Here is a 24,292-nt window from a genome sequence, read left to right on the forward strand (position 1 = left end):
ACGGACAGCACGACCGCTCTCGTACCGGAGCCCCTCGTACGGAGACCGGCGGCCCCTACCAGCGAGGCATCGTGGGCGTCACCCACCCCGGTTCGCTCACCCGCATCGCCGCCGCGTCGTCCCGGTCCCTGAGCGACCCGTCGTTCCGCGCCCACCTGCGGTGCAGGACCTCCAGCCGGTCGCGGTCCAGTTCGATGCCGAGGCCGGGGGCGTCGGAGACGGTGATCCGGCCGCCGGAGAAGGAGAGCCGCTCGGTCAGGACGTCCTCCGACTGCCAGGGGTAGTGGGAGTCGCAGGCGTGGTGGAGCCGGGGCACGGTCGACGCGACGTGGGTCATCGCGGCCAGGCTGATCCCCAGGTGGGTGTTGGAGTGCATGGACACCCCGACGCCGAAGGTGTCGCAGATCGCCGCGAGGTGCTGGGTGTTGCGCAGCCCACCCCAGTAGTGGTGGTCGGAGAGCACCACCTGCACGGCGTCCCGTGTGAACGCCTCCTTGATCTCGGCGAAGGTCGTCACGCACATGTTGGTGGCGAGCGGGACGTCGGTGCCGGCGGACACCTCGGCCATCGCCGGGGTGCCGAGCGCCGGGTCCTCCAGGTACTCGAGGACGTCAGCCAGTTCCTTCGCCACCTTCAGCGAGGTCTCCACCGACCAGGCGCCGTTGGGGTCGAGGCGCAGGGGGTGCCCGGGGAACGCCTCGGCCAGCGCGCGTACGGCGGCGATCTCCTCGTCGGGCGGGAAGACACCGCCCTTGAGCTTGAAGGAGGTGAAGCCGTAGCGGTCCTTGAACTTCCGTGCCTGCTCGACGACTCCGGCCGGGTCGAGCGCGGCGCCCCAGTCGTCCGCCTCGGCCGGCACGCCCTGCGGATGGGCCGCCCACTTGTAGAAGAGGTAGGCGCTGTACTCGACCGAGTCCCGCACCTTGCCGCCGAGCAGCGCGTGGACCGGCAGGCCGAGCGCCCTGCCCTGGGCGTCCAGGCAGGCGACCTCGAAGGCGGAGAGGACGGAGAGCCGGAGCTTGTCGGCGGTCTGGACGCCGCGCAGTCCGCCGACGTCGACGGCGTCCTCGACCCGGGAGTCATCGACGGGGACGTCGAGGGTGAACAGAGCGTTCACGTCCGTGACCCGGCGACCGATCAGACGGTCGGCGAGCGGGCGGGCCGGCTCCAGGTACTTGGTGTCGCCGTACGTCTCGCCGAGCCCGGTGGTCCCGTCGGCCGTCTCCACCTCCACGATCAGCCGGGGGGTGTACGGCTGGTGCACGCCCTGTGTGTTCAGCAGCGGCGGGTCGGCGACCAGGATGGGCGTCAGCCGTACCTCGGTGATGGTCAGGTCACGGGTCACAGGGCGGCTCCTACGAGGTCGAGTCCGGACGTCATCTCCCCATCACAGACGCCGTCCATGTATGAGAACTGAGATTAGATAGGCGAACAGCGGCCGTCAACGGCACCCTCCACCGCGCCAGCAATGGCGCGCATTGCTACCCGCCTCCCCTCATCCCAAACAGAAGGTGACCCACATCACATCCAACGCCCTTTTCCCCAACCGCCTGATTGATACAACTTGCTCGCGCGTTCCTGTCCGTCGACGGTCGTCGCCCCCTCCCCTTTCCGAGCCGCTCCTTTCGCATGCCCCAGGAACGCCCGTGTCCGCCCCCCGCACCACTCCCTGGCCCCTCGTCGCCCTTTTCACGGCCGGGTACCTCGCTCCGTATCTGCTGCCCACCACCGTCGGCAGACTCGACACGGGGCTTCCCCTCTCCCCCACCCAGGCCGGTGCCATCGGCAGTGCCCTGCTGCTGAGTTCGGCGGCGGCGGGCTTTCTGCTGGCGTCCAGGGTCGACCGGATCGGGGCACGCACACTCGCCCGCGCCGGACTCCTGCTCGCCGTCCTCGGCTACGGCGGGGCCGCCCTCACCACGGTCGTACCGGCCGTCGTCGTGGGCGCGCTCGTCGGCGGGTTCGGCTCGGGTACGGTCACCGCGGTCGCCGCCACCGGCATCGCCGCAATGGGGGCGCCCCCTGCTCGAGCGGAGTCGAGAGCTTGGGGGAGCGATCCGCACCGCGCCTCCATCCTGGGCCTGCTCAGCGTCTCCGCGCTCGCGGGCGCCGTCTATCTGACGGTCCCGCACCTCGGCGCGGGCCATGGCCAGCCCCTGGCCGCGCTCGCGCTCACCGCGCTGGCCGCATGGCCGCTCACCGGCCGGCTCTCGCTCCGTACGGCACCCGCGCGCACCCTGCCCGGCAGACCGCCGCTTCCCCACCGGCGCTCCGGCCTGGTCCTGGTCGCCGCCATGCCCTGCTGGTCCCTCGTGCAGAACTCCCTGTGGGGCGTCAGCGGCCGTATCGGCCTCGCCCAGGCGCACCTCACGGAGGTCACCGTCGGCACGGTCTTCGCGGTCGCGCTCGGCGCCGCGTTGATCGGGGTACTGGGTGCGGGGGCGCTCGGCCCGCGACTGGGTCTGGCCACACCCATCGGTGCCGGTACGGCGCTCATCGCGGTCTGCGTCGCGCTCAGCGCGTCCGCGACCGACCTGATGACCTTCGCGGCGGGCGAGATCGCCTGGAACGTGCTCTACCCGGTCGTGCTGTCGTACATGATCGGCCTCGCCGCCTCCCTGGACCCGCGCGGCCGCTGGGCGGTCCTGGTCGGCTCGGCCGCGTCACTGGGCACGGCGGCGGGACCGCTGACCGGCAGTGTGCTGTCGGCGCGGGCGGGGTTCCCGGTCATGGGCGCGATCCTCGCCGCCGGTCTGCTCGTGATCGCCGTACCGCTGACGGCCGTGGCCCTCAGGCGCCGGCCCGTCGCGGCCCCTCGGGCCCTGGAGGACGCCGTCGTACATATCGAGATCCCGGCCTACGAGAACTCGTACGCCTCCACCGCGGCGATATAGCGCGCCCGCCGCTCCTCGTCGTCCTCCAGGAAGGACGCGAGGAAGGAGTTGCGGGCCAGGTCGCGCATCTGCTCCTTGGTCAGCCCGAGGGCGTCGCGCACCGCGTGGTAGTTGTCGGCGACGTAGCCGCCGAAGTAGGCGGGGTCGTCGGAGTTGACCGTGCACAGCAGCCCGGCCTCGATCATCGCGCGCAGCGGGTGCTCCGCCAGGACGTCGACGGCCCGCAGCCGGACGTTGGAGAGCGGGCAGAGGGTGAGCGGGATCCGTTCCCGCACCAGCCGCTCCACCAGCGCGGGGTCCTCCATGCAGCGCAGCCCGTGGTCGACGCGCTCGACACCGAGCACGTCCAGGGCCTCGGTGATGTACGCGGGCGGCCCCTCCTCGCCCGCGTGCGCCACGCGCCGCAGTCCGAGCTCGGCGGCGGCCTCGTACACCTCGCGGAACTTGACCGGCGGGTGGCCGACCTCGGCCGAGTCGAGGCCGACCCCGGTGATCCGGTCGAGGTAGGGCCAGGCCGCCTCCAGCGTCTCCAGCGCCGAGTCGGCGGACTCGTCCCGCAGGAAGCACATGATCAGCCGGGTGGAGACGCCGTGGTTCTGCTCGCTGTTCCCGAGCGCCCGCCACAGCCCCTCGACGACCGTGCCCATCGGGACGCCGCGGGCGATGTGCGCCTGCGGGTCGAAGAAGATCTCCGCGTGCCGCACGCCCTGCGCGGCGGCGCGGGCGAGGTATTCGTTCGCGAGGTCCTCGAAGTCCCGCTCGGTGCGCAGGACGGCCATGAGCTCGTAGTACAGGTTCAGGAAGGACTGGAGGTCCTCGAACTGATACGCCTTGCGCAGCTCGTCCGTGTCCGCGTACGGCAACCGGACGCCGTTGCGCCCGGCGAGCCGGAACGCCAGCTCGGGCTCCAGGGTGCCTTCGATGTGAAGGTGCAGTTCTGCTTTCGGGAGGGGCATCGAAGAATCGTAAGCGGAACCTACCGGCGCTTCGGGACCGGCACTCGCAGAAGATCGTGGGCCACCGTCAGCTCGCCCTCGAACCCGGCCGCCCGTGCCTGCCGCTCGAACTCCTCCGGTTCGGAGTAGCGCTGGCTGAAGTGGGTGAGCACGAGGTGCCGCACCCCCGCGTCCCGGGCCGCTCCCGCCGCCTGGCCCGCCGTCAGATGGCCGTGCTCGACGGCGAGTTCCAGGTCCTCGTCGAGGAAGGTGGACTCGATGACGAGCATGTCGCAGCCCTCGGCCAGCGCATGCACCCCGTCACACAGCCTCGTGTCCATGACGAACGCGAACCGCTGCCCGCGCCGCACCTCGCTGACGTCGTCGAGGCGCACACCCCTGAGGACTCCCTCGCGCTGGATCCGGCCGACGTCCGGCCCCTTGATCCCGTGCTCGGCGAGCCGCTCGGGCAGCATGCGGCGACCGTCGGGCTCGATGAGCCGGTAGCCGTACGACTCGACGGGGTGGGACAGCTTCCGGGCCTCCAGTGTGTACGACGGAGTCACCGCGAGCCGCCCGTCGGTGTCCACCGGCGCCTCGGTGAGCTCCACCGTCTCCCGGTAGGCGGTCGCGTACCGCAGCCGGGCGAAGAAGCGCTGCCCGGAGCGGGGGTAGTGGGCGGTGACCGGATGCGGGACCTTGTCGAGGTTGATCCGCTGGATGACACCGGCCAGGCCCAGCGAATGGTCCCCGTGGAAGTGGGTGACGCAGATCCGGTTCAGGTCGTGCGCGGCGACCCCGGCACGCAGCATCTGGCGCTGCGTGCCCTCGCCGGGGTCGAACAGGATGCCCTCGCCGTCCCAGCGCAGCAGATAGCCGTTGTGGTTGCGGTGCCGGGTCGGGACCTGGCTGGCGGTGCCGAGGACCACCAGTTCACGTACGGACACGGTGAATTATCCGGGGGGCCAGTGCATGCCGCGGCCGCCGAGGATGTGCGCGTGGGCGTGCCAGACGGTCTGCCCCGCGCCGCTGCCGGTGTTGAAGACGACGCGGTAGCTCTCCAGCTTTTCCTCGTCGGCGACCACCTGGGCCTCGCGCAGTATGTCCGCGGCGATGGCCGGTTCGGCCGCGGCGAGTTCGGCAGCGTTCTTGTAGTGCACCCTGGGGATCACCAGGACGTGGGTGGGTGCCTGGGGGTTGATGTCCCGGAAGGCGACGGTCGTCTCCGTCTCACGGACGATCGTCGCCGGGATGTGCCCTTCGACGATCTTGCAGAACAGGCAGTCGTCCTGCGGCTCCCCTGCCATTCGGTTCCCTCCGGGGTTCGGCGGTCGCGGTACCGGGGGGCATCGTATCGTCGTCGGCCGACGGGCCGTCCGTGGCCTCGCGCGCGGCCTCAGCCGGGCAGGCCCGGCGGAGTCTTGGCGGGCCGCTCCTCCAGCGCCGCCAGCGCGAGCCTGATCGCCTCGTCCAGCTGAGGGTCCCTGCCCGCCGCCCAGTCCTGTGGCCGCTGGACCACCTCCACGTCCGGGTCCACCCCGTGGTTCTCCACTCCCCAGCCGTAACCCTCCAGCCAGAACGCGTACTTGGGCTGGGTGATCAGCGTGCCGTCGACCAGGTGGTAGCGGCTGTCGATGCCGATCACGCCGCCCCAGGTGCGGGTGCCGACCACCGGGCCGATGCCGAGGGCACGGATCGCCGCGTTGACGATGTCGCCGTCGGAGCCGGAGAACTCGTTGGCGACGGCGACGACGGGTCCCCGGGGCGCGTCCTGGGGGTAGCTGTAGGGCCGCATGCCGCGCGGCAGGACCCAGCCGACGATCCGCCGGGCCAGCTTCTCCACGACGAGCTGGGAGGTGTGGCCGCCCCGGTTCTCCCGGACGTCGACGACGAGTCCCTCGCGGGCCACCTCGACGCGCAGATCGCGGTGGATCTGGGCCCAGCCGGGGGCCTGCATGTCGGGCACGTGCAGATAGCCGAGCCGGCCCCCGGAGCGCTCGTGGACGTAGGCGCGCCGGCCGGTGACCCAGTCGTGGTAGCGCAGCGGCTCCTCGTCGGCGATGGGGACCACGGCCGCGTGCCGCAGATCGCCGCCGCCGGACGGCGAGATGGTGAGCTCGACCGGCTGTCCCGCCGTACCGACCAGCAGCGGCCCCGGCCCGGTCACCGGGTCGACCGGGTGGCCGCCGACTGCGACGACCGCGTCCCCGGCGCGCACGGCGACGCCGGGCGCGGCGAGCGGGGAGTGGGCCTCGGGGTCGGAGGTCTCCGAGGGCAGGATCCGGTCGATGCGCCAACTGCCGTCCGGGTGCCGGGAGATGTCGGCGCCCAGCAGGCCCTGGCGGGCCCCGTCGCCGTATCCGCCGCGCGGCTGGACGTAGGCGTGCGAGGTGCCGAGTTCGCCCTGCACCTCCCACAGCAGGTCGACGAGGTCGTCATGGGTGGCGACACGGCCGAGCAGCGGGCGGTAGCGGTCGAGGACGCCGTCCCAGTCGACCCCGCTCAGATCGGGCCGCCAGAAGTGATCGCGCATGATGCGCCCGGCCTCGTCGTACATCTGGCGCCACTCCGCGGCCGGGTCGACGCTCTGCCGTACCCGGGCGAGGTCGACGGTGACGCTGGTGTCGCCGTCGTCGTCGTGGGCGGCGCGCCGGTCGCTGGGTACGACCCGGAGCCGGCCGTCGCTCCACAGCAGGACGCGTTTGCCGTCGCCGCTCACCTCGAAGTGGTCGGCGTCGGCCGCGAGATGCTCGATGCGCCGCTGGGCGAGGTCGAAGCGCTCCAGCTCGGTCTTGGGCTCGGGGGCGTCGGGGGTGGCCCGGGAGGCGCCCAGGACGCCCTGCACCGGGTGGCGCAGCCACAGCACGCCGTCCTTGGCCGCGCGCAGATTGGAGTAGCGGGCGGCCTCGACCGGGAAGGGGACGACGCGTTCGGCGAGTCCTTCGAGGTCGACGCGGGTGGTCGGGGTGCCCTCGCTGTCGGGGGTCTCGTCCTTGTCCGGGGTCTCGAAGGGGCGGCCGTGGCGCTGCGGGCCGAACGGGGACGGTGTGGTCGCGGCGAGGGTGATCAGGTGGGGGCGGTCGCCGACGACGAAGGCCAGGTCGAAGACGTGCTCGTCGTAGACCGGGTCGAAGGAGCGGTTGGACAGGAAGGCGAGGTGCTTGCCGTCGAGGGTGAACGCGGGCGCGTAGTCCTGGAAGCGCAGCGGGGTCGCCTCGGTGACCGACAGGTCGGTGGTGCGGGCGAGCTTGAGCTGGGACAGGGGGCGCGGGCCGGGGTGCGACCAGGCGAGCCAGGCCGAGTCGGGCGAGAAGGCCAGCCCGGACGCCTCGCCGTCGGTGCTGCGGTCGACCTCGCGCACCTCGCCGGTCTCCCGCTCGACGAGCAGCAGCCGCCCGTCGTGCGCGGCGACGGCGGCCCGGCTGCCGTCGGGCGCCATGGCCAGCTCCAGGACCCGGCCGAGCTGTCCCGCGGCGAGCCGTCTGGGGATCGCGCCGGGCGTGAGTCCGGTCGCCGGGGCGAACTCCAGGGCGTCGTCGCCCTCGGCGTCGGTCACCCACACCACCCATTCCTCGCCGTCGGCGCGGAAGGCGCGCGGCAGCCGGGCCCGTACGCCGGGCTTGGCCGCCAGCGCGCGGGCGGGGCCGGAGCGGTGGGTGATCCAGTGGATCGCGCCGCGCACCGAGACCGCGCTGCCGCGCGCGGCGTGGTCGGGGGACGCGGCGCCGAACCAGCGGGACGCGTCCACCGGGTACGGCTGCAGGTCGACGCGCGGCCCGCCCAGCCGTACGTCCAGTCTGCGTGGCTCGGCGCTCTCCAGGTCGTCGAGCAGCCACAGTTCACCGGCGCTGGAGTAGACGACCCGGCTGCCGTCGGTGGCGGCGTGCCGGGCGTAGAAGCCTCCCCCACTCTCGGCTTCGCTCGAGCGGGAGGTGCCCCCAAGCGGGGTGTGCCGGCGCAGCCCGGAGCCGTCGGCGAGGGAGGAGTACAGCGCACCGGTGCCCTCGTGGTCGGACAGGAACGCGATCCGGTCCCCCACCCACACCGGGTACTCCAGATTCCCGTCCAGCTCCTCGTGCAGCCGTACGAACTCCCCCGTGCCCTCCGCGTCGATCCACAACTTGCCCGCCGTACCGCCCCGGTACCGCTTCCACCAGGCGGCCTCGCGGCCCATCGGCGCGGACAGCAGCACGGTGCGCGGCCCGAAGGCGACGTCACCGACAGGGCCGTACGGCAGGGCGGTGGCCGGTCCGCCGTCGAGCGGGACGGCGTGCGCCCAGGAGCGGCGCAGGCTGGACTGACCGTGGGTGGTGAGCGCGAGGACCTGTCCGTCCGGGGTCCAGCCGCGCACCTGGGTCCGCCAACTGCCCCAGTGCGTGAGCCGCTTGGCGGGGCCGCCGGTGACCGGGGCGATGTGTGCCTCGGGGGCGCCGTCCCGGGTCGAGGTCCAGGCGAGGGTCGTACCGTCGGGCGAGATGCGCGGATGGGACACCGGCACGTTGTCGGCGCCGACGCGCCAGGCCCGGCCGCCGTCGAGGGGCGCGAGCCAGACGTCGTCCTCGGCGGTGAAGGCGACCAAGTCGCCGTGCAGGTGGGGGAATCGGAGATACGCGGTCGAACCTGCCGATCCCGGCGATCCGGCCGATCGTGTCGAACCCGCCGAACCCGTCGATGTGGACTCAGTCACCCGATCACCATAAGCAGAGCTCGGAGCCGGTGGATCCCTTTCCGATCACTTGCCCTCGACGGGCCAGCAGGTCGGGTCGCCCTTGCACCAGATGGTCCGGGTGACGGTGACGGTGGGACCGGGCTGCTGTCCGCCCGGGGGCCGGTAGGTGACGGGCGGGGTGTACGTCGGTCCGGGCCTGGCGTTGCAGTTGCCGAGGCCCTTGACGTGGAACCACTCCTTGCCGCCGACCTTGGCGACGAGGTCCCCGCGCACGCACGCGCCGTCGACGGCCTTGGTGACCTTGCCGGTGACGGTGATCTTCCGTCCGTCGTTCGTCTGTCCCTGGCAGTCGACGGAGACGACGGTGGACTCGGTGGGCGAGGGCGTCTTCCCGGCCGTGTAGCCCTTGTTGCCGTAGTTGCCCGTGCAGGTGAGCCAGCGCACGTCGACGTGCTGGTACTCCAGCTCCGCGGTCGCGGTCTTGTCGGTGGTGTACGCCACCGACGCCGTGCTCAGGTCACCCGGCCGGCAGGCCACGGCCCCGCCCACGGCCACCACGGCGAGCCCTGCGACGGCCACCACCCGCGGCCCGCGCGGCCGATGCCGAATCGTCCTCAATGCCCCCATGGAAGGCAGCCTCCCACCGACTCCGGCGCCACGGAAGAGCACATACGGCCACTCAAGTGTTCGCGCACGTCACCGTCGAGTGGCATGCGGCTCGCCTACGGGGACGGAGTCTCCACGCGGATCGTTCGGTGGTCAGCCGCGCAGCAGCAGCCACTCCTGGAGCTCCACCAGGTTGCCCTCCGGGTCCTTGAGGTGGGCGACGCGCATCCGGTCGGTCATCGGGGCCGGGCCGTGGACCAGGACGGCTCCGCGGGAGGTGATCTCCGCGCAGTAGGCGTCGAGGTCGTCGACGCGCAGGACCACCAGGGAGCGGTGGCCGGTGGCCGTCTCGCCCAGTTCGCCCAGCACCGAGGCCATCATCGCGCGGTCCTGGAGCGCGATCCCGGCGGAGCCGGAGTGCGGGCTGAACTTCTCGTACGGGCCCCCGGTCGCGCCGGACTGCGGCTTGAGGCCGAGGACTTCGGCGTAGAAGCGGTAGCAGGCGGCGAAGTCGGTGACGAGCAGCCGGACCTGTGCGAGTTCCACGGTGTCTCCCCCTGGTGTCAGGACCAGCGGCCGGTACGGCCCAGCAGGAGGGCCGCCGCGGCGGTCCCGGCGGTCGATGTACGCAGCACGCTACGCCCGAGGACGTACGCCTTGGCGCCCGCTTCCTCGAAGAGCGCCAGCTCCTCCTGGGAGACGCCCCCTTCGGGCCCCACGACCAGCACGATCTCGCCCTCGGCGGGGAGTTGGGCGGTGGCGAGCGGTGCACCGCGGTGCTCGAAGTCGGAGTGGAGCACGGCGGCGAAGTCGGCTTTGGCGAGAAGTGCGGCAACCTGCTTGGTCGTCGCCGCGTTGGCGACCTCGGGAAAACGGACCCGGCGGGACTGCTTGCCGGCCTCACGGGCGGTGGTCCGCCACTTGCCGAGCGCCTTGAGCCCGCGGTCGCCCTTCCACTGGGTGATGCAGCGGGCGGCCTGCCAGGGCACGATCGCGTCGACGCCGACCTCGGTCATGGTCTCGACGGCGACTTCACCGCGGTCGCCCTTGGGGAGGGCCTGGACGACGGTGATGCGGGGCTGCTGCTGGGGCTCCTCGAAGACGGACTCCAGGTCCATGATGACGAGGCGGTCCTTGCCCTCGGCGGCCTTGACGACGCCCTCCATCCAGCGTCCGCGGCCGTCGGTGAGGATGACGTCCTCACCGGGCCGCAGCCGCTTGACGGACACCGCGTGGCGTCCCTCGGGGCCGTCGAGGACGAATTCCCCTCCACAGAAGTCCGGAAGCTCCAGGGGGTCGAGCACGAACACCGGAGCGGTCATCGGACGTCACCTCCAGCCTGCGAAAGAGCCGACAACGCTGTCCTGGCGTCGGCGAGTTCGGCCGCCAGGACCTCCACCAGCTGCCCGGCGGGCAGTTCCCGGGCCATCCGGTGTCCCTGGCCCGCCCAGAGCGCCATGCCCTGCGCGTCACCGGCCTTGGCGGCCGCCTTGCGCAGCGGCGAGGTCAGATGGTGGACCTCCGGGTAGGCGGCGGGGGCGTACGGTCCGTGCTCGCGCATGAAGCGGTTGACCAGGCCGCGGGCCGGTCTGCCGGAGAACGCGCGGGTGAGTTCCGTACGGGTGAAGAGCGGGTTGGTCAGCGCCCGCTTGTGCAGGGCGTTGGCGCCGGACTCGGCAGTGGCGAGGAACGCGGTGCCGAGCTGGGCCGCGCTCGCGCCCGCCGCGAGGGCGGCGGCGATCTGGCCGCCGCGCATGATGCCGCCCGCCGCGACGATCGGGAGGTCCACGGTCTCGCGGATCTGCGCGACGAGGGAGAGCAGTCCGATGCCGGAGCCGTCGTTCTCCGGGATGTCACGGTGGGTGCCCTGGTGTCCGCCGGCCTCCACGCCCTGCGCGATCACCGCGTCGGCACCGGCCCGCCGCACGGCGAGGGCCTCCTCGACGGTGGTCGCGGTGACCAGGGTGAGGGTGCCCGCGCGGCGGAAGGACTCCAGCACCTCACGGGCCGGGACGCCGAAGTGGAAGGAGACCACCGGCACCGGGTTGTCGAGGAGCACGGCGAGCTTGACGTCGTAGCCGTCGTCGCGGCCGCTGTCCGGGTCGCCGAGCTCGGTCTCGTACCAGGCGGCCTCGCCGGCCAGCTGGTGGGCGTAGACGTCCACGGCCGACGGGTCGGCGTACTCGGGCTGCGGCATGAAGACGTTGACGCCGAAGGGTCGGTTGGTGAGTCCGCGCAGCTGCTTGATCTCCTGGTACAGGCCGTCGGCGGTCTTGTACCCGGCGGCGAGGAATCCGAGACCGCCCGCATCGGACACGGCAGCCGCGAGCTGCGGAACGGAGACACCGCCCGCCATGGGGGCCTGCACGATCGGATGTGGGAAGAGATCGGTCAGTGCGGAGGACATGACGGCATGTTGTCACGTCCTCCGATCAAGTCCGAATCCGGCCGCCCCTTGGCATAAGCCATTGGCATGCGGCCGGATCAGCGACCGTCGACCGACCCGTCAGCGACCGTTGAACGCATCCTTCAGCCTGGAGAACAGCCCCTGCTGACCGGGCTGGAACTGGCCCTGAGGCCGCTCCTCGCCGCGCAGCTTGGCCAGCTCGCGCAGCAGGCGCTCCTGCTCGGGGTCCAGCTTGGTCGGGGTCTGGACCTCGACGTGGACGATGAGGTCGCCGCGTCCGCCGCCGCGCAGATGCGTGACGCCCCGGCCGTGCAGCGGGATCGACTGGCCGGACTGGGTGCCCGGACGGATGTCGACCTCTTCGAGGCCGTCCAGAGTCTCCAGCGGGACCTTGGTGCCGAGCGCCGCCGCCGTCATCGGGATCGTCACCGTGCAGTGCAGATCGTCGCCGCGCCGCTGGAACATGGCGTGCGGCAGCTCGTGGATCTCGACGTACAGGTCACCGGCGGGACCGCCGCCGGGGCCGACCTCGCCCTCACCGGCGAGCTGGATGCGCGTGCCGTTGTCGACACCGGCCGGGATCTTGACCGTGAGGGTGCGACGGGACCGCACGCGGCCGTCGCCGGCGCACTCCGGGCACGGGGTGGGCACCACGGTGCCGAAGCCCTGGCACTGGGGGCACGGGCGGGACGTCATGACCTGGCCCAGGAAGGACCGGGTCACCTGCGACACCTCACCGCGGCCGCGGCACATGTCACACGTCTGGGCGGTGGTGCCCGGCGCGGCGCCCTCGCCGTTGCAGGTGTTGCAGACGACGGCCGTGTCGACCTGGATGTCCTTGGTCGTACCGAAGGCCGCCTCGTCCAGCTCGACCTCGATACGGATCATCGCGTCCTGGCCCCGGCGGGTACGCGAGCGCGGTCCGCGCTGCGACGCCGTACCGAAGAACGCGTCCATGATGTCGGAGAAGTTGCCGAAGCCACCGGCCCCGAAGCCGCCCGCACCGGCCCCGCCGGCCTGCGAGAGCGGGTCGCCGCCGAGGTCGTAGACCTGCTTCTTCTGCGGGTCCGACAGCACCTCGTAAGCGGCGTTGATCTCCTTGAACCGCTCCTGGGTCTTCGGATCCGGGTTGACGTCCGGGTGCAGCTCGCGCGCGAGCCGGCGGAAGGCCTTCTTGATCTCTTCCTGCGACGCGTCGCGACGCACGCCGAGAACGGCGTAGTAGTCCGTGGCCACTTACGACTCCGCCAGGATCTGTCCGACGTAACGTGCCACTGCGCGTACCGCTCCCATCGTTCCCGGGTAATCCATGCGGGTCGGTCCGACCACGCCGAGCTTGGCCACTGCCTCGCCGCCCGAACCGTAACCGACCGACACGACGGACGTGGAGTTGAGTCCCTCATGGGCGATCTCGTGGCCGATGCGCACGGTCACACCCGGATCCTTCGCCTCGCCGAGGAGCTTGAGGAGCACGACCTGCTCCTCCAGTGCCTCCAGGACGGGGCGGATCGTGAGGGGAAAGTCATGTCCGAAGCGGGTGAGATTGGCGGTGCCGCCGATCATCAGCCGCTCCTCGTTCTCCTCGACGAGCGTCTCCAGCAGAGTGGAGAGCACCGTCGAGACCGTGCCGCGGTCCTCGACCTCGAAGGCCTCCGGCAGATCCTCGACCAGCTGGGGCACGTCCGTGAAACGACGGCCCGCGACCCGGCTGTTCAGCCGCGCCCGCAGATCCGCCAGGGACGATTCCCCGAAGGGTGCCGGGCAGTCGACCATCCGCTGCTCGACCCGGCCGGTGTCCGTGATCAGCACGAGCATCACCCGCGCGGGCGCGAGCGACAGCAGTTCCACGTGCCGCACGGTCGAGCGGGTCAGGGAGGGGTACTGCACGACGGCGACCTGCCGGGTGAGCTGGGCGAGCAGCCGTACCGTGCGTGCCACGACGTCGTCGAGGTCGACGGCGCCGTCGAGGAAGTTCTGGATCGCCCGCCGTTCGGGGGCGCTCATCGGCTTGACGCCGGCGAGTTTGTCGACGAACAGCCGGTAGCCCTTGTCCGTCGGGATCCGCCCCGCGCTGGTGTGCGGCTGGGCGATGAAGCCCTCGTCCTCCAGGGCCGCCATGTCGTTGCGGACGGTCGCCGGGGACACGCCGAGGTTGTGCCGCTCGGTGAGCGCCTTGGAGCCGACCGGCTCCTCCGTGCCGACATAGTCCTGGACGATGGCGCGCAACACCTGGAGCCTGCGTTCGCTCAGCATCCGCGCACACCTCCAGAAATGTCGTGATCTTGACGCCCTGCCTGGCACTCTGCTCGTCCGAGTGCCAGAGTTCCCCGGCCCAGTGTACGGCGGTGGGGTACGCCCCGGGCAAGGCCGGTCATGCGCCTTCGTGCCCGTGGTGGCCGTCACGGATAGCGTCGCCGTATGACGGTGACTTGGGAAGAGCTGGGGTGGGAGCGGGTGGCCGCCGGGGTGGGCCGGTGCCGGCTGCCTGGCTGGGACTGCACGGCGGGGCTGGTTCTCGGGGAGGGTACGGCGCTGGTGGTGGACGCCGGGTCGAGCATCGGGGAGGGCGCGTGGTTGCGCGAGCGGGCGCAGCAGCTCGCCGGTCACCGTGTGACCCATCTCGCGCTCACCCACCCGCACTTCGACCATGTCTTCGGCGCGGCGGCGTTCGCGGGCGCGGAGGTGTTCGCCGCGGTGGGCATGGACGCGGTGTTCGCGTACGAGCGGGAGGAACTCCGCCGGGACGCGATCCGCAACGGGCTGCCCGCCCAGGAGGCGGAGGAGGCCGCCGACGCCCTCGTCCCGCCCCGTCATCTGGTCTCCGGCGAGTGGACGCTGGATCTGGGCGAGGGCCGCCAGGTGCTGCTGGCGAACGTCGGCCCGGGCCACACCGCCCATGACCTGGCGGTCCTGGTTCCGGGCGACCCCGAGGTGGTGTTCTGCGGCGACCTGGTCGAGGAGTCCGGCGAGCCCCAGGCCGGCCCCGACGCCGTACCGTCGCGGTGGCCCGCGGCCCTCGACCGGCTGCTCGCCCTGGGCGGCGAGGACGCGCTGTACGTACCGGGTCACGGAGCGGTGGTCGACGCCGGTTTCGTACGACGGCAGCGCGACGAGCTGGCGGCGCGTTTCGGCGTGTCGTGAGCGGGGGTACGGCGGTTCTCCTATCGTCATCCGAATGCGCCAGTACTCGCCGGACCTGACCCCGCCCTGGAAGAAGCCCGAGCCGGTCCCGGAGGTCCCGGCGGACCCCGGTCTGGTGGTGGAGGAGCCCGGCACCGGCTTCTGCGGCGCGGTGATCCGCTGCGAGGCGGGCACGGTGACGCTGGAGGACCGCTTCGGCAAGCACCGGGTGTTCCCGCTGGAGCCGCGCGGCTTCCTGCTGGAGGGCAGGGTGGTGACACTGGTGAGGCCTTCGACAGCGCCGGTACGTCCCACCCGTACCGCTTCCGGCTCGGTCGCCGTCCCCGGCGCACGCGCGCGTGTCGCCCGCGCCGGCCGCATCTACGTCGAGGGCCGCCACGACGCGGAGCTGGTCGAGAAGGTGTGGGGCGACGACCTGCGCATCGAGGGCGTGGTCGTGGAGTACCTGGAGGGTGTGGACGACCTGCTGTCGATCGTGGCGGAGTTCGGGCCAGGGCCGGACGCGCGACTGGGTGTCCTGGTGGACCACCTGGTGCCGGGTACGAAGGAGTGGCGGCTCGCCGAGTCGGTGACGAGCGAGCACGCGCTGGTGGTGGGCCACCCGTACATCGACATCTGGGAGGCGGTGAAGCCGGCGTCCCTGGGGATCACGGGCTGGCCGCGCGTCCCGCACGGCCAGGACTGGAAGACGGGGGTGTGCCGGGCGCTGGGCTGGCCGGAGAACACGGGGGCGGCTTGGCAGGGGATTCTGTCTCGGGTGCGGTCCTACAAGGACCTGGAGCCGGAGTTGCTGGGGAGGGTGGAGGAACTGATCGACTTCGTCACGGGTAGCGGTGGGGCCTGACGTCCGGGAAGGTTCCGAATTCGCTGGTGTCCAGTTCGAGCCCCAGAGCCTCCAACGGGACTTGATCGCCGAACTTGATGATCTCCTGGCTGAGGTAGTCGGCGTCCTCACCCTGGCCCGCAGGTTTCGTCAGCAAGACACAGTGCGCCATGATCGGGTCGAGGATGAGGTAGGCGGGGATCCTCCCGGCGGCGTAGATCGAGCGTTTGACCACGTAGTCCTGATGGACGCTGGACTTGGAGACGACCTCCACGACCATCGTGATCAGCTGACACGGCAGCCCTCGTCCCGAAGAGGGTAGGAGGTCGCGCGCCACGACGACCAGATCCGGTACCGGCTCACTTGTCTCATCGAGGATGTCGACATCCTGGGTCTGAAGGCGAGACCAACGCAGCCGCGGGATCTGGTCCTGCACCTCGGCAACGATCATGTTGTGCACGATGTCAGGGCTGGCCATCATCACGATCACTCCGCGGAGAAGCTCAGCCTTGACACCCTCGGGAGGCTCGAACTGTTCGATGTACTTGGCCATTCCACGTTCGTCCACAGCGGTCATCTCCGTGGCCTCCACATCCGCCGCGTCCTTTTGGCGGCAGCCTACGAACCAGGTTAAGGACCGAACCGGCGTTCCGGGGGATTCACTCACCCGAGTGATCAATCCACCAGGTCCCTGACCACCGCATCCGCCAGCAGCCTCCCCCGCAACGTCAGCACCGCCCGCCCCTCCCCGTACGGCCCTTCCTGCAGCAGCCCGTCCCCCAGTGCCCGGCGCGAAGCCGCGAGCCCCTCCTCGCGCAGCAGCGTCAGCGGTGCCCCCTCCCGCAGCCGCAGCTCCAGCAGGATCCGCTCCACCCGGCGGTCCTCGTCCGACAGCAGCTCGCGGCCCGCTCCCGGCGTCCGCCCCGACGCCAGGGCCGCCGCGTACGCCCCCGGGTGCTTCACGTTCCACCAGCGGACGCCTCCGACGTGGCTGTGGGCGCCCGGACCCGCGCCCCACCAGTCGGCCCCGCGCCAGTACAGCTCGTTGTGCAGGCAGCGGCCCGATTCCGAGGTGGCCCAGTTGGACACCTCGTACCAGTCGAAGCCCGCCGCCGACAGGGCCTCCTCGGCAATCAGATAGCGGTCCGCGTGGACGTCGTCGTCCGTCATCGGGACCTCGCCCCGGCGGATGCGACGGGCCAGCTGCGTGCCCTCCTCGACGATCAGGGCGTAGGCGCTGACGTGGTCCGGCCCGGCGCCGATCGCCGCGTCCAGCGACGCCCGCCAGTCGTCGTCCGACTCGCCGGGTGTGCCGTAGATCAGGTCCAGGTTCACATGCTCGAAGCCCACGGCCCTCGCCTCCGCCACGCAGGCTTCGGGGCGCCCGGGGGTGTGCGTCCGGTCGAGCACGCGCAGCACATGCTGCTTCGCGCTCTGCATGCCGAAGGAGACGCGGTTGAAGCCGCCCGCGCGGAGCGCGGCCAGATAGGCCGGGTCGACCGACTCCGGGTTCGCCTCCGTCGTGACCTCCGCGTCGGCCGCCAGAGAGAACTCGTCGCGGATCGCCCCCAGCATCCGTACGAGATCGTCCGCGGCCAACAGCGTCGGCGTACCGCCCCCGACGAACACCGTGCGGACCGCGCGCGGGTCGTCGCCCAGCACCTTGCGGGCCAGGCGGATCTCGTCGATCAGCGTGTCCGCGTAGTTGTCGCGGGAGGCGAGGACACCGCCCGTGCCGCGCAGCTCGGTCGCGGTGTAGGTGTTGAAGTCGCAGTAGCCGCAGCGGGTCGCGCAGTACGGAACGTGCAGGTAGAAACCGAGGGGCCGGTCGGCGGCCCCGGCGAGCGCGGACGCGGGCAGCGCACCGTCGGCGGGGACGGGCTCGCCGTCGGGGAGTGCGGAAGGCATGTCCTCCATTGTCCCGTACGGCCACGGCTGCTCCGCAACGGTCACTCCGCCTGGAGCACCAGCAGCGCCAGGTCGTCCTCCGGCGCCCCGCCGCCGAACTCGTGCACCAGCCGTCTGATCCGCTCCGCGATCAGCTCGGCGCTCAGCCCCACGCAACCGGACAGCGCCTGCGCGAGTCCGTCACCGTCGTCGAACTGGTGCGTGCCGGAGCGTCGCTCGGTCACCCCGTCGGTGACGCACAGCAGGCTGTCGCCGGAGCGCAGTTCGATGGTCTCGCTGGTGTACGTGGCGTCCTCGACGACCCCGAGGAGGGTCTGCGGCTGTGCGGCCGTACGGACCTCCCCGTCCGGCCCGAGGTGCAACGGCAGCGGGTGTCCGGCGGAGGCGAGGGTGCAGCGGACACCGCCGGCGAAGGGGACGAGTTCGCCGTAGAGGAGGGAGAGGAAGCGGGTCTGCGGGCCGTCCCCGGGAGCCATGGGACGGCCCCCGGCGGCCGCCAGCGCGCGGGCGGCCGCGTCGGCGGCCTCCGTGGCGTCGTCCAGGAGGAGCTGGTTGAGGCGGTCGAGGACGTCGGCGACCCGGTAGCCCTCGCGGGCGAGGAGCCGCAGCCAGGGGCGGGCCAGCCCGATCACGACCGCGGCCTCGGGGCCCTTGCCCTGCACATCGCCGACGGCGAAGCACCAGCGGCCGTCGCCCGCCGGGAACAGGTCGTAGAAGTCGCCGCTCGGGCCGCCCTTGTCGCACGGCTCGTAGACCAGCGCGCTGCGCAGCCCCGGGATCTCGGCGACCGCGCCCGGCAGCAGCCCGCGCTGCAGGACGGCGCTGATGTTGGCCTGACGGGCGTACTGGCGGGCCGCGCCGATGGCGAGGGCCACCCGGCGGCCGAGGTCCTCGACGAGCCCGGTGATCTCGTCCGGGAAGCGCGGCAGCCCGCATCGCCCGATGACCAGCGTGCCCAGCGGGCGGCCGCCCGCGATCAGCCGGTAGGCGAGCGCCGTGCCGTCGATGCCCTGCGGGCCGAGCGCGTCGCCGGGCCAGGGGTACGGCTCGGGCCCGGACCGCAGCCCGTCACGGGGGCGTGGCGGGTCCTTGTCCAGTGCCCGGCGCAGCTCCTCGATGCGGTTCTCGCTGCTGTGCCAGACCCGGGCGAGGCGCGGTCCCGCGGCGCCGGTGCCGTCCGCCCAGCCTGCCCCGCTTCCGGCTCCGCTCCAGCTGGGGGATCCCCATCGCCCGGTCGACTCGTCCTCCAGCCACACCGCGCACCAGTCGGCGAGCCGCGGCACGATCAGCTGTCCGGTGAGCGCGGCGACCAGGGTCTCGTCGAGCTGTCCGGCGAGCAGGTCGGAGGCCTCGGCGAGGAAGGACAGGGCGCCGCGGCCGAGCCAGTCCCGGTCCCGCTCGGCCCGCTGCGGTTCGGGCGCCAGGATCTCGGCGACCTTCAGCCCGCGTTCCAGGGCGCGCTCCCCGGCGTAGGCCTCGATCTCGTCGGCGGCCGCGCTCCCCTCGGCGGGCAGCCGCGCCCACACCGTCTTGGCGCCGGTGCGATAGCTGACACCCCAGGACTCGGCGAGGGTGGCGACGAGGCGCAGGCCGCGGCCGTACTCCGGTGTCTCGTACGGCGAGTCGCCGCCGTGCTCGCGGGGCGCGCGCGAGGGGTGGTGGTCGCAGACCTCGATGACGAGTGCCCCGGTGTCGTCCAGCCGGCAGGTGAGTTCGACGTCGGTGCCCGCGTGGACGACGGCGTTGGTGACGAGTTCGCTGACCGCGACCATGGCGTCGTCGGCGAGCCGCTCGCAGCGCACGAGCCCCAGCTCGGTCCACTCGGTGAGGGCCGAGCGCATCAGTTGGCGGGCGGTGGCCGGGGCGAGGGGGCTTCCGGGCAGGGTCGTACGCACCTCCGTACCCACCTCTGTACGCACCTCCGTGCACTCCCCCGCGCTACCCACCTCTGTGCACTCCCCCACGCTCGGATGCACAGGCGCACCACGGCCACGGGCAATGGTCTCCCGTTGCGTCGGTATGGGCCCCATCTACGGCTCCCGGAGCAGTTCGGACGAATACGCCTCGGTCGATGCCGACAGAGTGACAGACTGACTGCGCCCATAAGCGCCGAGTTACCGAAGTGGGCCGCCATGAGTGAGAACAGTGCTACGCGTCTGCTCGAAGAAGGACAGAAAACGGAACAACTCCGAGCATCCGCACTGCGTCCTCTGCTCGCCGCGATGACCGCGCTGCGGGACGGCGACTTCGCCAAGGTGCCGGAGACCGGGCACGGCATCGACGCCGAACTCGCCGCCGTCTTCAACCAGATCGTCGACCGGAGTCTGCACTTCAACTCCGAACTACGGCGCGTGAAGCGGGAGCTGGCGCGACACGGCCGGCTCGACGAGCGGCTCTCGGCCAGCCCGGGCCAGGGCTCGTGGACGACCCGGGTCAATGACGTGAACCAGATACTGGACGCCCTGGTGGCCCCGGCGGCCAATGCCACGCGGGTCCTGGACGCGGTGGCCGGGGGTGATCTGACCCAGCGGGTCGACCTGCACGACGGGACCCGGCAGTTGCGCGGTGACCTGCGGCGGCTCGGCACCGCGGTGAACAAGATGGTCGACCAGCTCTCCCTGTTCACCGGCGAGGTGACCCGGGTGGCCCGTGAGGTCGGCACCGAGGGCCGGCTCGGTGGGCGGGCCAAGGTGCAGGGTCTGTCGGGCAGTTGGCGGGCCGTGACCGAGGCGGTCAACACGATGGCGTCCCGGCTGACCGCCCAGGTCCGCGACATCGCCGTGGTGACGACGGCGGTGGCCCGCGGCGATCTGACGCGTACGGTGACGGTGGAGGCGACCGGTGAGCTGCTGGAGCTGAAGCTCACCGTCAACACGATGGTGGACCAGCTGTCCGCCTTCGCCGACGAGGTCACGCGGGTGGCCCGCGAGGTCGGCACCGAGGGGCAGTTGGGCGGACGGGCTCAGGTGCGCGGGGTCAGCGGGGTGTGGAAGGACCTCACCGACAACGTCAACTTCATGGCGTCGAACCTGACGTCGCAGGTCCGCAACATCGCCCAGGTGACGACGGCCGTCGCCAACGGCGATCTGAGCCAGAAGATCACGGTCGACGCGCAGGGCGAGATCCTGGAGCTGAAGTCGACCATCAACACGATGGTGGACCAGCTGTCCGCCTTCGCCGACGAGGTCACGCGGGTGGCCCGCGAGGTCGGCACCGAGGGCAACCTGGGCGGGCGGGCTCAGGTGCGGGGCGTCTCCGGGGTCTGGAAGGACCTCACCGACAACGTCAACTTCATGGCGGACAATCTGACGTCACAGGTCCGCAATATCGCCCTCGTCTCGACGGCCGTGGCCCAGGGCGACCTCGGCAAGAAGATCACGGTGGAGGCGAAGGGCGAGATCCTGGAGCTGAAGTCCACGATCAACACGATGGTGGACCAGCTGTCCGCCTTCGCCGACGAGGTCACGCGCGTGGCCCGCGAGGTCGGCACCGAGGGCAACCTCGGCGGTCAGGCCCAGGTGCGGGGCGTCTCCGGGGTCTGGAAGGACCTCACCGACAACGTCAACTTCATGGCGCTGAACCTGACGTCGCAGGTCCGCAACATCGCCCAGGTGACGACGGCCGTGGCCAACGGCGATCTGTCGAAGAAGATCACGGTCGACGCGCGCGGTGAGATCCTGGAGCTGAAGGACACCGTCAACACGATGGTGGAGCAGCTGCGCGCGTTCGCCGACGAGGTGACGAGGGTGGCCCGCGAGGTCGGCACCGACGGCCGGCTCGGCGGGCGGGCCCAGGTGCTGGGCGTCTCCGGCGTCTGGCGGGATCTGACGGACAACGTCAACTACATGGCGGACAACCTCACTTCACAGGTGCGGAACATCGCCCAGGTGGCGACGGCGGTGGCGTCGGGCGACCTGTCGAAGAAGATCGACGTGGACGCGCGCGGCGAGATCCTGGAGCTGAAGACCACCATCAACACGATGGTGGACACGCTGTCCTCCTTCTCCTCCGAGGTGACGCGCGTGGCCCGCGAGGTGGGCAGCGAGGGGCAGCTCGGCGGGCAGGCCCGGGTCGAGGGCGTGTACGGCACCTGGAAGCGCCTGACGACCAACGTGAACGAACTCGCCCTGAACCTGACCACGCAGGTCCGTGCGATCGCCGAGGTCGCCTCCGCCGTGGCGCAGGGCGACATGTCCCGCTCGATCACCGTGGAGACCCAGGGCGAGGTCGCCGAGCTGAAGGACAACATCAATCTGATGGTGGCCAACCTGCGCGAGACGACCCGCGCGAAGGACTGGCTGGAGTCCAATCTGGCCCGGCTGGCCGCGCTGATGCAGGGGCACCGCGATCTGATGGAGGTCGCCGATCTGATCCTGCGCGAGCTGACGCCGCTGGTGAACGCCCAGTACGGCGCGTTCTTCCTGGCCGACCCCGACGAGGACGGCTCCTCGCTGCGTACGGCCGTCCCGGCGAAGGGGCTGGCCTTCATCGCCGGATACGGCTCCGCGCAGGGCGCCACGGTCGAGACGGGCGGCCTCCCGGTGCACGGTCTGGTCCGCCAGGCGGCCCGGGAGAAGAAGCGGATCCTGGTGGAGGAGGCCCCGCCCGACTACATCAAGATCAACAGTGGGCTCGGGGAGGCGGCGCCCACGACGATCGTCATCATCCCGATCCTGTTCGAGGACAAGCTCCTCGGCGTGATCGAGCTGGCCTCCTTCTCCCGCTTCTCCGATGTGCACCTGGCGTTCTTCGACCAGTTCGTGAACACCATCGGCGTCGCCATCAACACGATCATCGCCAACTCCCGCACCGAGTCCCTGCTCGGCGAGTCCCAGCGGCTGGCGATGCAGCTCCAGGAGCGCTCGGACGAACTCCAGAAACAGCAGGCGGAGTTGCAGCGCTCCAACGCGGAACTGGAGGAGAAGGCGGCCCTGCTGGCGACGTCGTCCCAGTACAAGTCGGAGTTCCTGGCGAACATGTCGCACGAGCTCCGTACGCCGCTCAACTCGCTGCTGATCCTGGCGCGGCTGCTCTCCGACAACCCGGACGCCCATCTCTCCGAACAGGAGGTGCAGTTCGCGACGACGATCCACCGCTCGGGCTCGGACCTGCTCCAACTGATCAACGACATCCTGGACCTGTCGAAGATCGAGGCCGGCCGGATGGACGTACGGCCGAAACGGCTGCCGCTCATCAAGCTGCTGGACTACGTCCACGCGACCTTCCGTCCGCTCACCCTGGACCGGGGGCTCGCCTTCGAGGTGGCGGTCGGCGAGGACGTACCGCGGGTGATGTACTCCGACGAGCAGCGCCTCCAGCAGATCCTGCGCAATCTGCTGTCCAACGCGACCAAGTTCACCGCGACGGGCCGGGTGGAGCTGCGGGTGAGCCGGTTGAAGGACCCCGAGCACCACTACGTCCGCGACAGTGACGAGGTGATCGCCTTCGCGGTCTCCGACACGGGCATCGGGATCGCCGCCGAGAAACTCCCGGTGATCTTCGAGGCGTTCCAGCAGGCCGACGGCACGACCAACCGCAAGTACGGCGGCACGGGCCTCGGCCTGTCCATCAGCCGGGAGATCGCGGGCCTGCTGGGCGGCCGTATCGTCGCGGAGAGCGAGCCGGGCAAGGGCTCCACCTTCACGCTGTACGTCCCGGTCGTCAGCCCCGGCCACACCGCGACGGGGCCGGTGCCCGAGGACCGTACGGCCCTGCCGCTGCCCGCGCAGCCGGCCGCCGAGCTCTTCCCCGCGGCCCATGACACGGAGGACTCCTGGCCCGCGCCCACCAAGCTGGAGGCGTGGAAGACGGGCCGGGCGGGGCAGGTGCTGCCCGGTCGGCGCGTGCTGATCGTGGACGACGACATCCGCAACGTGTTCGCGCTGACCCATGTCCTGGGCCGCGTCGGCATGCCGGTGCTCTACGCGGAGAACGGCCGGGAGGGCATCGAGACCCTGGAGCGCAACCCGGATGTCGAGCTGGTCCTGATGGACATCATGATGCCGGAGATGGACGGCTACGAGACCATCGCCTCCATCCGCCGCACCCCGCGCTGGACCGGGCTGCCGATCGTCGCGCTGACCGCGAAGGCGATGCCCGGGGACCGGGAGAAGTCGATCGCGCGGGGCGCCAACGACTACGTACCCAAGCCGGTGGACGTCGACCGGCTGCTGACCGTCGTATGCGCGCTCCTGGACCCCGAGAGCGGGGAGGACGAGGAGCCGGAGGGGGGAGCCGGTGGACACGACGACGAGTCGGGCCCGCCGAGGAACGGACCGAGTGAGGCAACGTCACCATGAGCGCTGAGGCAACGACCGGCGAGCGGGCCGGGATCCTCCTCGTGGACGACATGGAGGACAACCTGATCGCGCTGGAGGCCGTCCTGGGCTCCCTCAACCAGCCGCTCGTGCGGGCACGGTCGGGCGAGGAGGCGATGAAGGCGCTGCTGCGCAGGCAGTTCGCCCTGGTCCTCATGGACATCCGGATGCCGGGCATGGACGGCTTCGAGACGGCCGCGAACATCAAGCGGCTCGATCAGACCAAGGACATCCCGATCATCTTCCTGACCGGCGCGGACGACGACGCGGGCTACGCCTTCCGCGGCTACGCCACGGGCGCCGCCGACTACCTGACGAAGCCCTTCGACCCCTGGGTACTGCGCGCCAAGGTCTCCGTCTTCCTGGACCTCCACCGCAAGAACCGTCAGCTGGAACACCTGCTCAGCCAGGAACAGTCCCACTGCGCCCAGGTGACCACCCATCTGAACACCCTGGAAAAGCTGTTGGCGGCCGACCCGGTGAACCTTACGGAGGCCCGGGCGCAGGTGCAGCAGGTGCAGCAGCTGGTGGAGTCGATCCGCCGACGGGGGCAGGGGCAGGCCCGTTAGGTCCCTGCCCCTGCCCCACCGCC

19 protein-coding genes are annotated in these 24,292 nt (G+C 71.3%); 5 read left to right on the plus strand and 14 right to left on the minus strand.

Going from position 1 to position 24,292, the window contains the following annotated elements; translation table 11 throughout:
* Positions 1-55: 55 nt before the first annotated feature.
* Entirely contained in the window at positions 56-1,345 is a 1,290-nt protein-coding gene (locus N8I87_RS13360; RefSeq protein WP_263208578.1) for a glucarate dehydratase family protein, read from the minus strand.
* Between the two features lie 301 nt (positions 1,346-1,646).
* On the opposite strand from N8I87_RS13360, the gene N8I87_RS13365 reads away from it, so the two are divergent.
* Positions 1,647-2,894 (plus strand): MFS transporter, encoded by a 1,248-nt coding sequence (locus N8I87_RS13365; RefSeq protein ID WP_263208579.1) that lies wholly within the window; start codon positions 1,647-1,649, stop codon positions 2,892-2,894.
* Here N8I87_RS13365 and N8I87_RS13370 read toward each other — a convergent pair.
* From N8I87_RS13370 to hrcA, 10 genes are all read right to left on the minus strand, one after another.
* Positions 2,858-3,850 (minus strand): adenosine deaminase, encoded by a 993-nt coding sequence (locus N8I87_RS13370; RefSeq protein WP_263208580.1) that lies wholly within the window; start codon positions 3,848-3,850, stop codon positions 2,858-2,860. The genes N8I87_RS13365 and N8I87_RS13370 overlap by 37 nt on opposite strands.
* Positions 3,851-3,870: 20 nt before the next feature.
* Entirely contained in the window at positions 3,871-4,776 is a 906-nt protein-coding gene (locus N8I87_RS13375; protein ID WP_263208582.1) for a ribonuclease Z, read from the minus strand.
* 6 nt (positions 4,777-4,782) lie between these two features.
* Positions 4,783-5,136, minus strand: coding sequence for a histidine triad nucleotide-binding protein (locus N8I87_RS13380; RefSeq protein ID WP_263208584.1), 354 nt, complete (start codon positions 5,134-5,136; stop codon positions 4,783-4,785).
* A gap of 89 nt (positions 5,137-5,225) precedes the next feature.
* Positions 5,226-8,516 carry a S41 family peptidase gene (locus tag N8I87_RS13385; RefSeq protein ID WP_491743934.1) on the minus strand — a complete coding sequence of 1,097 codons (3,291 nt, stop codon included), beginning with the start codon at positions 8,514-8,516 and terminating at the stop codon, positions 5,226-5,228.
* Positions 8,517-8,561: 45 nt separating this feature from the next.
* Positions 8,562-9,125, minus strand: a complete 564-nt coding sequence (locus tag N8I87_RS13390) for a hypothetical protein (protein WP_263208586.1) — start codon at positions 9,123-9,125, stop codon at positions 8,562-8,564.
* Between the two features lie 132 nt (positions 9,126-9,257).
* Positions 9,258-9,650, minus strand: coding sequence for a VOC family protein (locus tag N8I87_RS13395; protein ID WP_263208588.1), 393 nt, complete (start codon positions 9,648-9,650; stop codon positions 9,258-9,260).
* Between the two features lie 17 nt (positions 9,651-9,667).
* Complete coding sequence (locus N8I87_RS13400) at positions 9,668-10,426, minus strand: 16S rRNA (uracil(1498)-N(3))-methyltransferase (protein WP_263208589.1); 759 nt, start codon at positions 10,424-10,426, stop codon at positions 9,668-9,670.
* On the minus strand, positions 10,423-11,511 hold the full coding sequence (locus N8I87_RS13405) for a nitronate monooxygenase (protein WP_263208591.1): 1,089 nt from the start codon (positions 11,509-11,511) through the stop codon (positions 10,423-10,425). Before N8I87_RS13405 ends, N8I87_RS13400 begins: the two co-directional genes overlap by 4 nt.
* Before the next feature lie 99 nt (positions 11,512-11,610).
* Complete coding sequence (dnaJ, locus tag N8I87_RS13410; protein ID WP_263208593.1) at positions 11,611-12,747, minus strand: molecular chaperone DnaJ; 1,137 nt, start codon at positions 12,745-12,747, stop codon at positions 11,611-11,613.
* Positions 12,748-13,764, minus strand: a complete 1,017-nt coding sequence (gene hrcA / locus N8I87_RS13415; RefSeq protein WP_263208595.1) for a heat-inducible transcriptional repressor HrcA — start codon at positions 13,762-13,764, stop codon at positions 12,748-12,750.
* A gap of 165 nt (positions 13,765-13,929) precedes the next feature.
* On the opposite strand from hrcA, the gene N8I87_RS13420 reads away from it, so the two are divergent.
* Both N8I87_RS13420 and N8I87_RS13425 read left to right on the plus strand, forming a co-directional pair.
* On the plus strand, positions 13,930-14,652 hold the full coding sequence (locus N8I87_RS13420) for an MBL fold metallo-hydrolase (RefSeq protein ID WP_263208596.1): 723 nt from the start codon (positions 13,930-13,932) through the stop codon (positions 14,650-14,652).
* A gap of 34 nt (positions 14,653-14,686) precedes the next feature.
* Entirely contained in the window at positions 14,687-15,496 is an 810-nt protein-coding gene (locus N8I87_RS13425) for a DUF3097 domain-containing protein (RefSeq protein WP_263208598.1), read from the plus strand.
* Here N8I87_RS13425 and N8I87_RS13430 read toward each other — a convergent pair.
* The 3 genes from N8I87_RS13430 to N8I87_RS13440 all read right to left on the minus strand — a co-directional run bounded on the left by N8I87_RS13430 (position 15,474) and on the right by N8I87_RS13440 (position 19,413).
* The gene (locus N8I87_RS13430; protein WP_263216436.1) at positions 15,474-16,052 is read right to left on the minus strand and encodes a Uma2 family endonuclease; all 579 of its coding nucleotides are present in this window, start codon (positions 16,050-16,052) and stop codon (positions 15,474-15,476) included. The genes N8I87_RS13425 and N8I87_RS13430 overlap by 23 nt on opposite strands.
* Before the next feature lie 98 nt (positions 16,053-16,150).
* Positions 16,151-17,383 (minus strand): radical SAM family heme chaperone HemW, encoded by a 1,233-nt coding sequence (gene hemW, locus N8I87_RS13435; protein ID WP_263208599.1) that lies wholly within the window; start codon positions 17,381-17,383, stop codon positions 16,151-16,153.
* A gap of 41 nt (positions 17,384-17,424) precedes the next feature.
* The gene (locus N8I87_RS13440; protein WP_263208601.1) at positions 17,425-19,413 is read right to left on the minus strand and encodes a SpoIIE family protein phosphatase; all 1,989 of its coding nucleotides are present in this window, start codon (positions 19,411-19,413) and stop codon (positions 17,425-17,427) included.
* Positions 19,414-19,515: 102 nt separating this feature from the next.
* On the opposite strand from N8I87_RS13440, the gene N8I87_RS13445 reads away from it, so the two are divergent.
* Positions 19,516-23,682 carry a HAMP domain-containing protein gene (locus tag N8I87_RS13445; RefSeq protein WP_263208603.1) on the plus strand — a complete coding sequence of 1,389 codons (4,167 nt, stop codon included), beginning with the start codon at positions 19,516-19,518 and terminating at the stop codon, positions 23,680-23,682.
* Positions 23,679-24,269 carry a response regulator gene (locus N8I87_RS13450; protein WP_263208605.1) on the plus strand — a complete coding sequence of 197 codons (591 nt, stop codon included), beginning with the start codon at positions 23,679-23,681 and terminating at the stop codon, positions 24,267-24,269. Before N8I87_RS13445 ends, N8I87_RS13450 begins: the two co-directional genes overlap by 4 nt.
* Positions 24,270-24,292 lie beyond the last annotated feature (23 nt).

It is taken from the genome of Streptomyces sp. HUAS 15-9 (assembly GCF_025642155.1).
Classification (GTDB): domain Bacteria; phylum Actinomycetota; class Actinomycetes; order Streptomycetales; family Streptomycetaceae; genus Streptomyces.

Excerpts from the sequence above, each read along its gene's own strand:
- N8I87_RS13380 (WP_263208584.1), bottom strand. The coding sequence starts at position 5,136 with ATGGCAGGGGAGCCGCAGGACGACTGCCTGTTCTGCAAGATCGTCGAA.
- N8I87_RS13425 (WP_263208598.1), top strand. The coding sequence starts at position 14,687 with ATGCGCCAGTACTCGCCGGACCTGACCCCGCCCTGGAAGAAGCCCGAG.
- N8I87_RS13445 (WP_263208603.1), top strand. The coding sequence starts at position 19,516 with ATGAGTGAGAACAGTGCTACGCGTCTGCTCGAAGAAGGACAGAAAACG.
- N8I87_RS13440 (WP_263208601.1), bottom strand. The coding sequence starts at position 19,413 with ATGGGGCCCATACCGACGCAACGGGAGACCATTGCCCGTGGCCGTGGT.
- N8I87_RS13430 (WP_263216436.1), bottom strand. The coding sequence starts at position 16,052 with ATGACCGCTGTGGACGAACGTGGAATGGCCAAGTACATCGAACAGTTC.
- N8I87_RS13420 (WP_263208596.1), top strand. The coding sequence starts at position 13,930 with ATGACGGTGACTTGGGAAGAGCTGGGGTGGGAGCGGGTGGCCGCCGGG.
- N8I87_RS13405 (WP_263208591.1), bottom strand. The coding sequence starts at position 11,511 with ATGTCCTCCGCACTGACCGATCTCTTCCCACATCCGATCGTGCAGGCC.
- hemW (WP_263208599.1), bottom strand. The coding sequence starts at position 17,383 with ATGCCTTCCGCACTCCCCGACGGCGAGCCCGTCCCCGCCGACGGTGCG.
- N8I87_RS13390 (WP_263208586.1), bottom strand. The coding sequence starts at position 9,125 with ATGGGGGCATTGAGGACGATTCGGCATCGGCCGCGCGGGCCGCGGGTG.
- N8I87_RS13370 (WP_263208580.1), bottom strand. The coding sequence starts at position 3,850 with ATGCCCCTCCCGAAAGCAGAACTGCACCTTCACATCGAAGGCACCCTG.
- hrcA (WP_263208595.1), bottom strand. The coding sequence starts at position 13,764 with ATGCTGAGCGAACGCAGGCTCCAGGTGTTGCGCGCCATCGTCCAGGAC.
- N8I87_RS13400 (WP_263208589.1), bottom strand. The coding sequence starts at position 10,426 with ATGACCGCTCCGGTGTTCGTGCTCGACCCCCTGGAGCTTCCGGACTTC.
- N8I87_RS13450 (WP_263208605.1), top strand. The coding sequence starts at position 23,679 with ATGAGCGCTGAGGCAACGACCGGCGAGCGGGCCGGGATCCTCCTCGTG.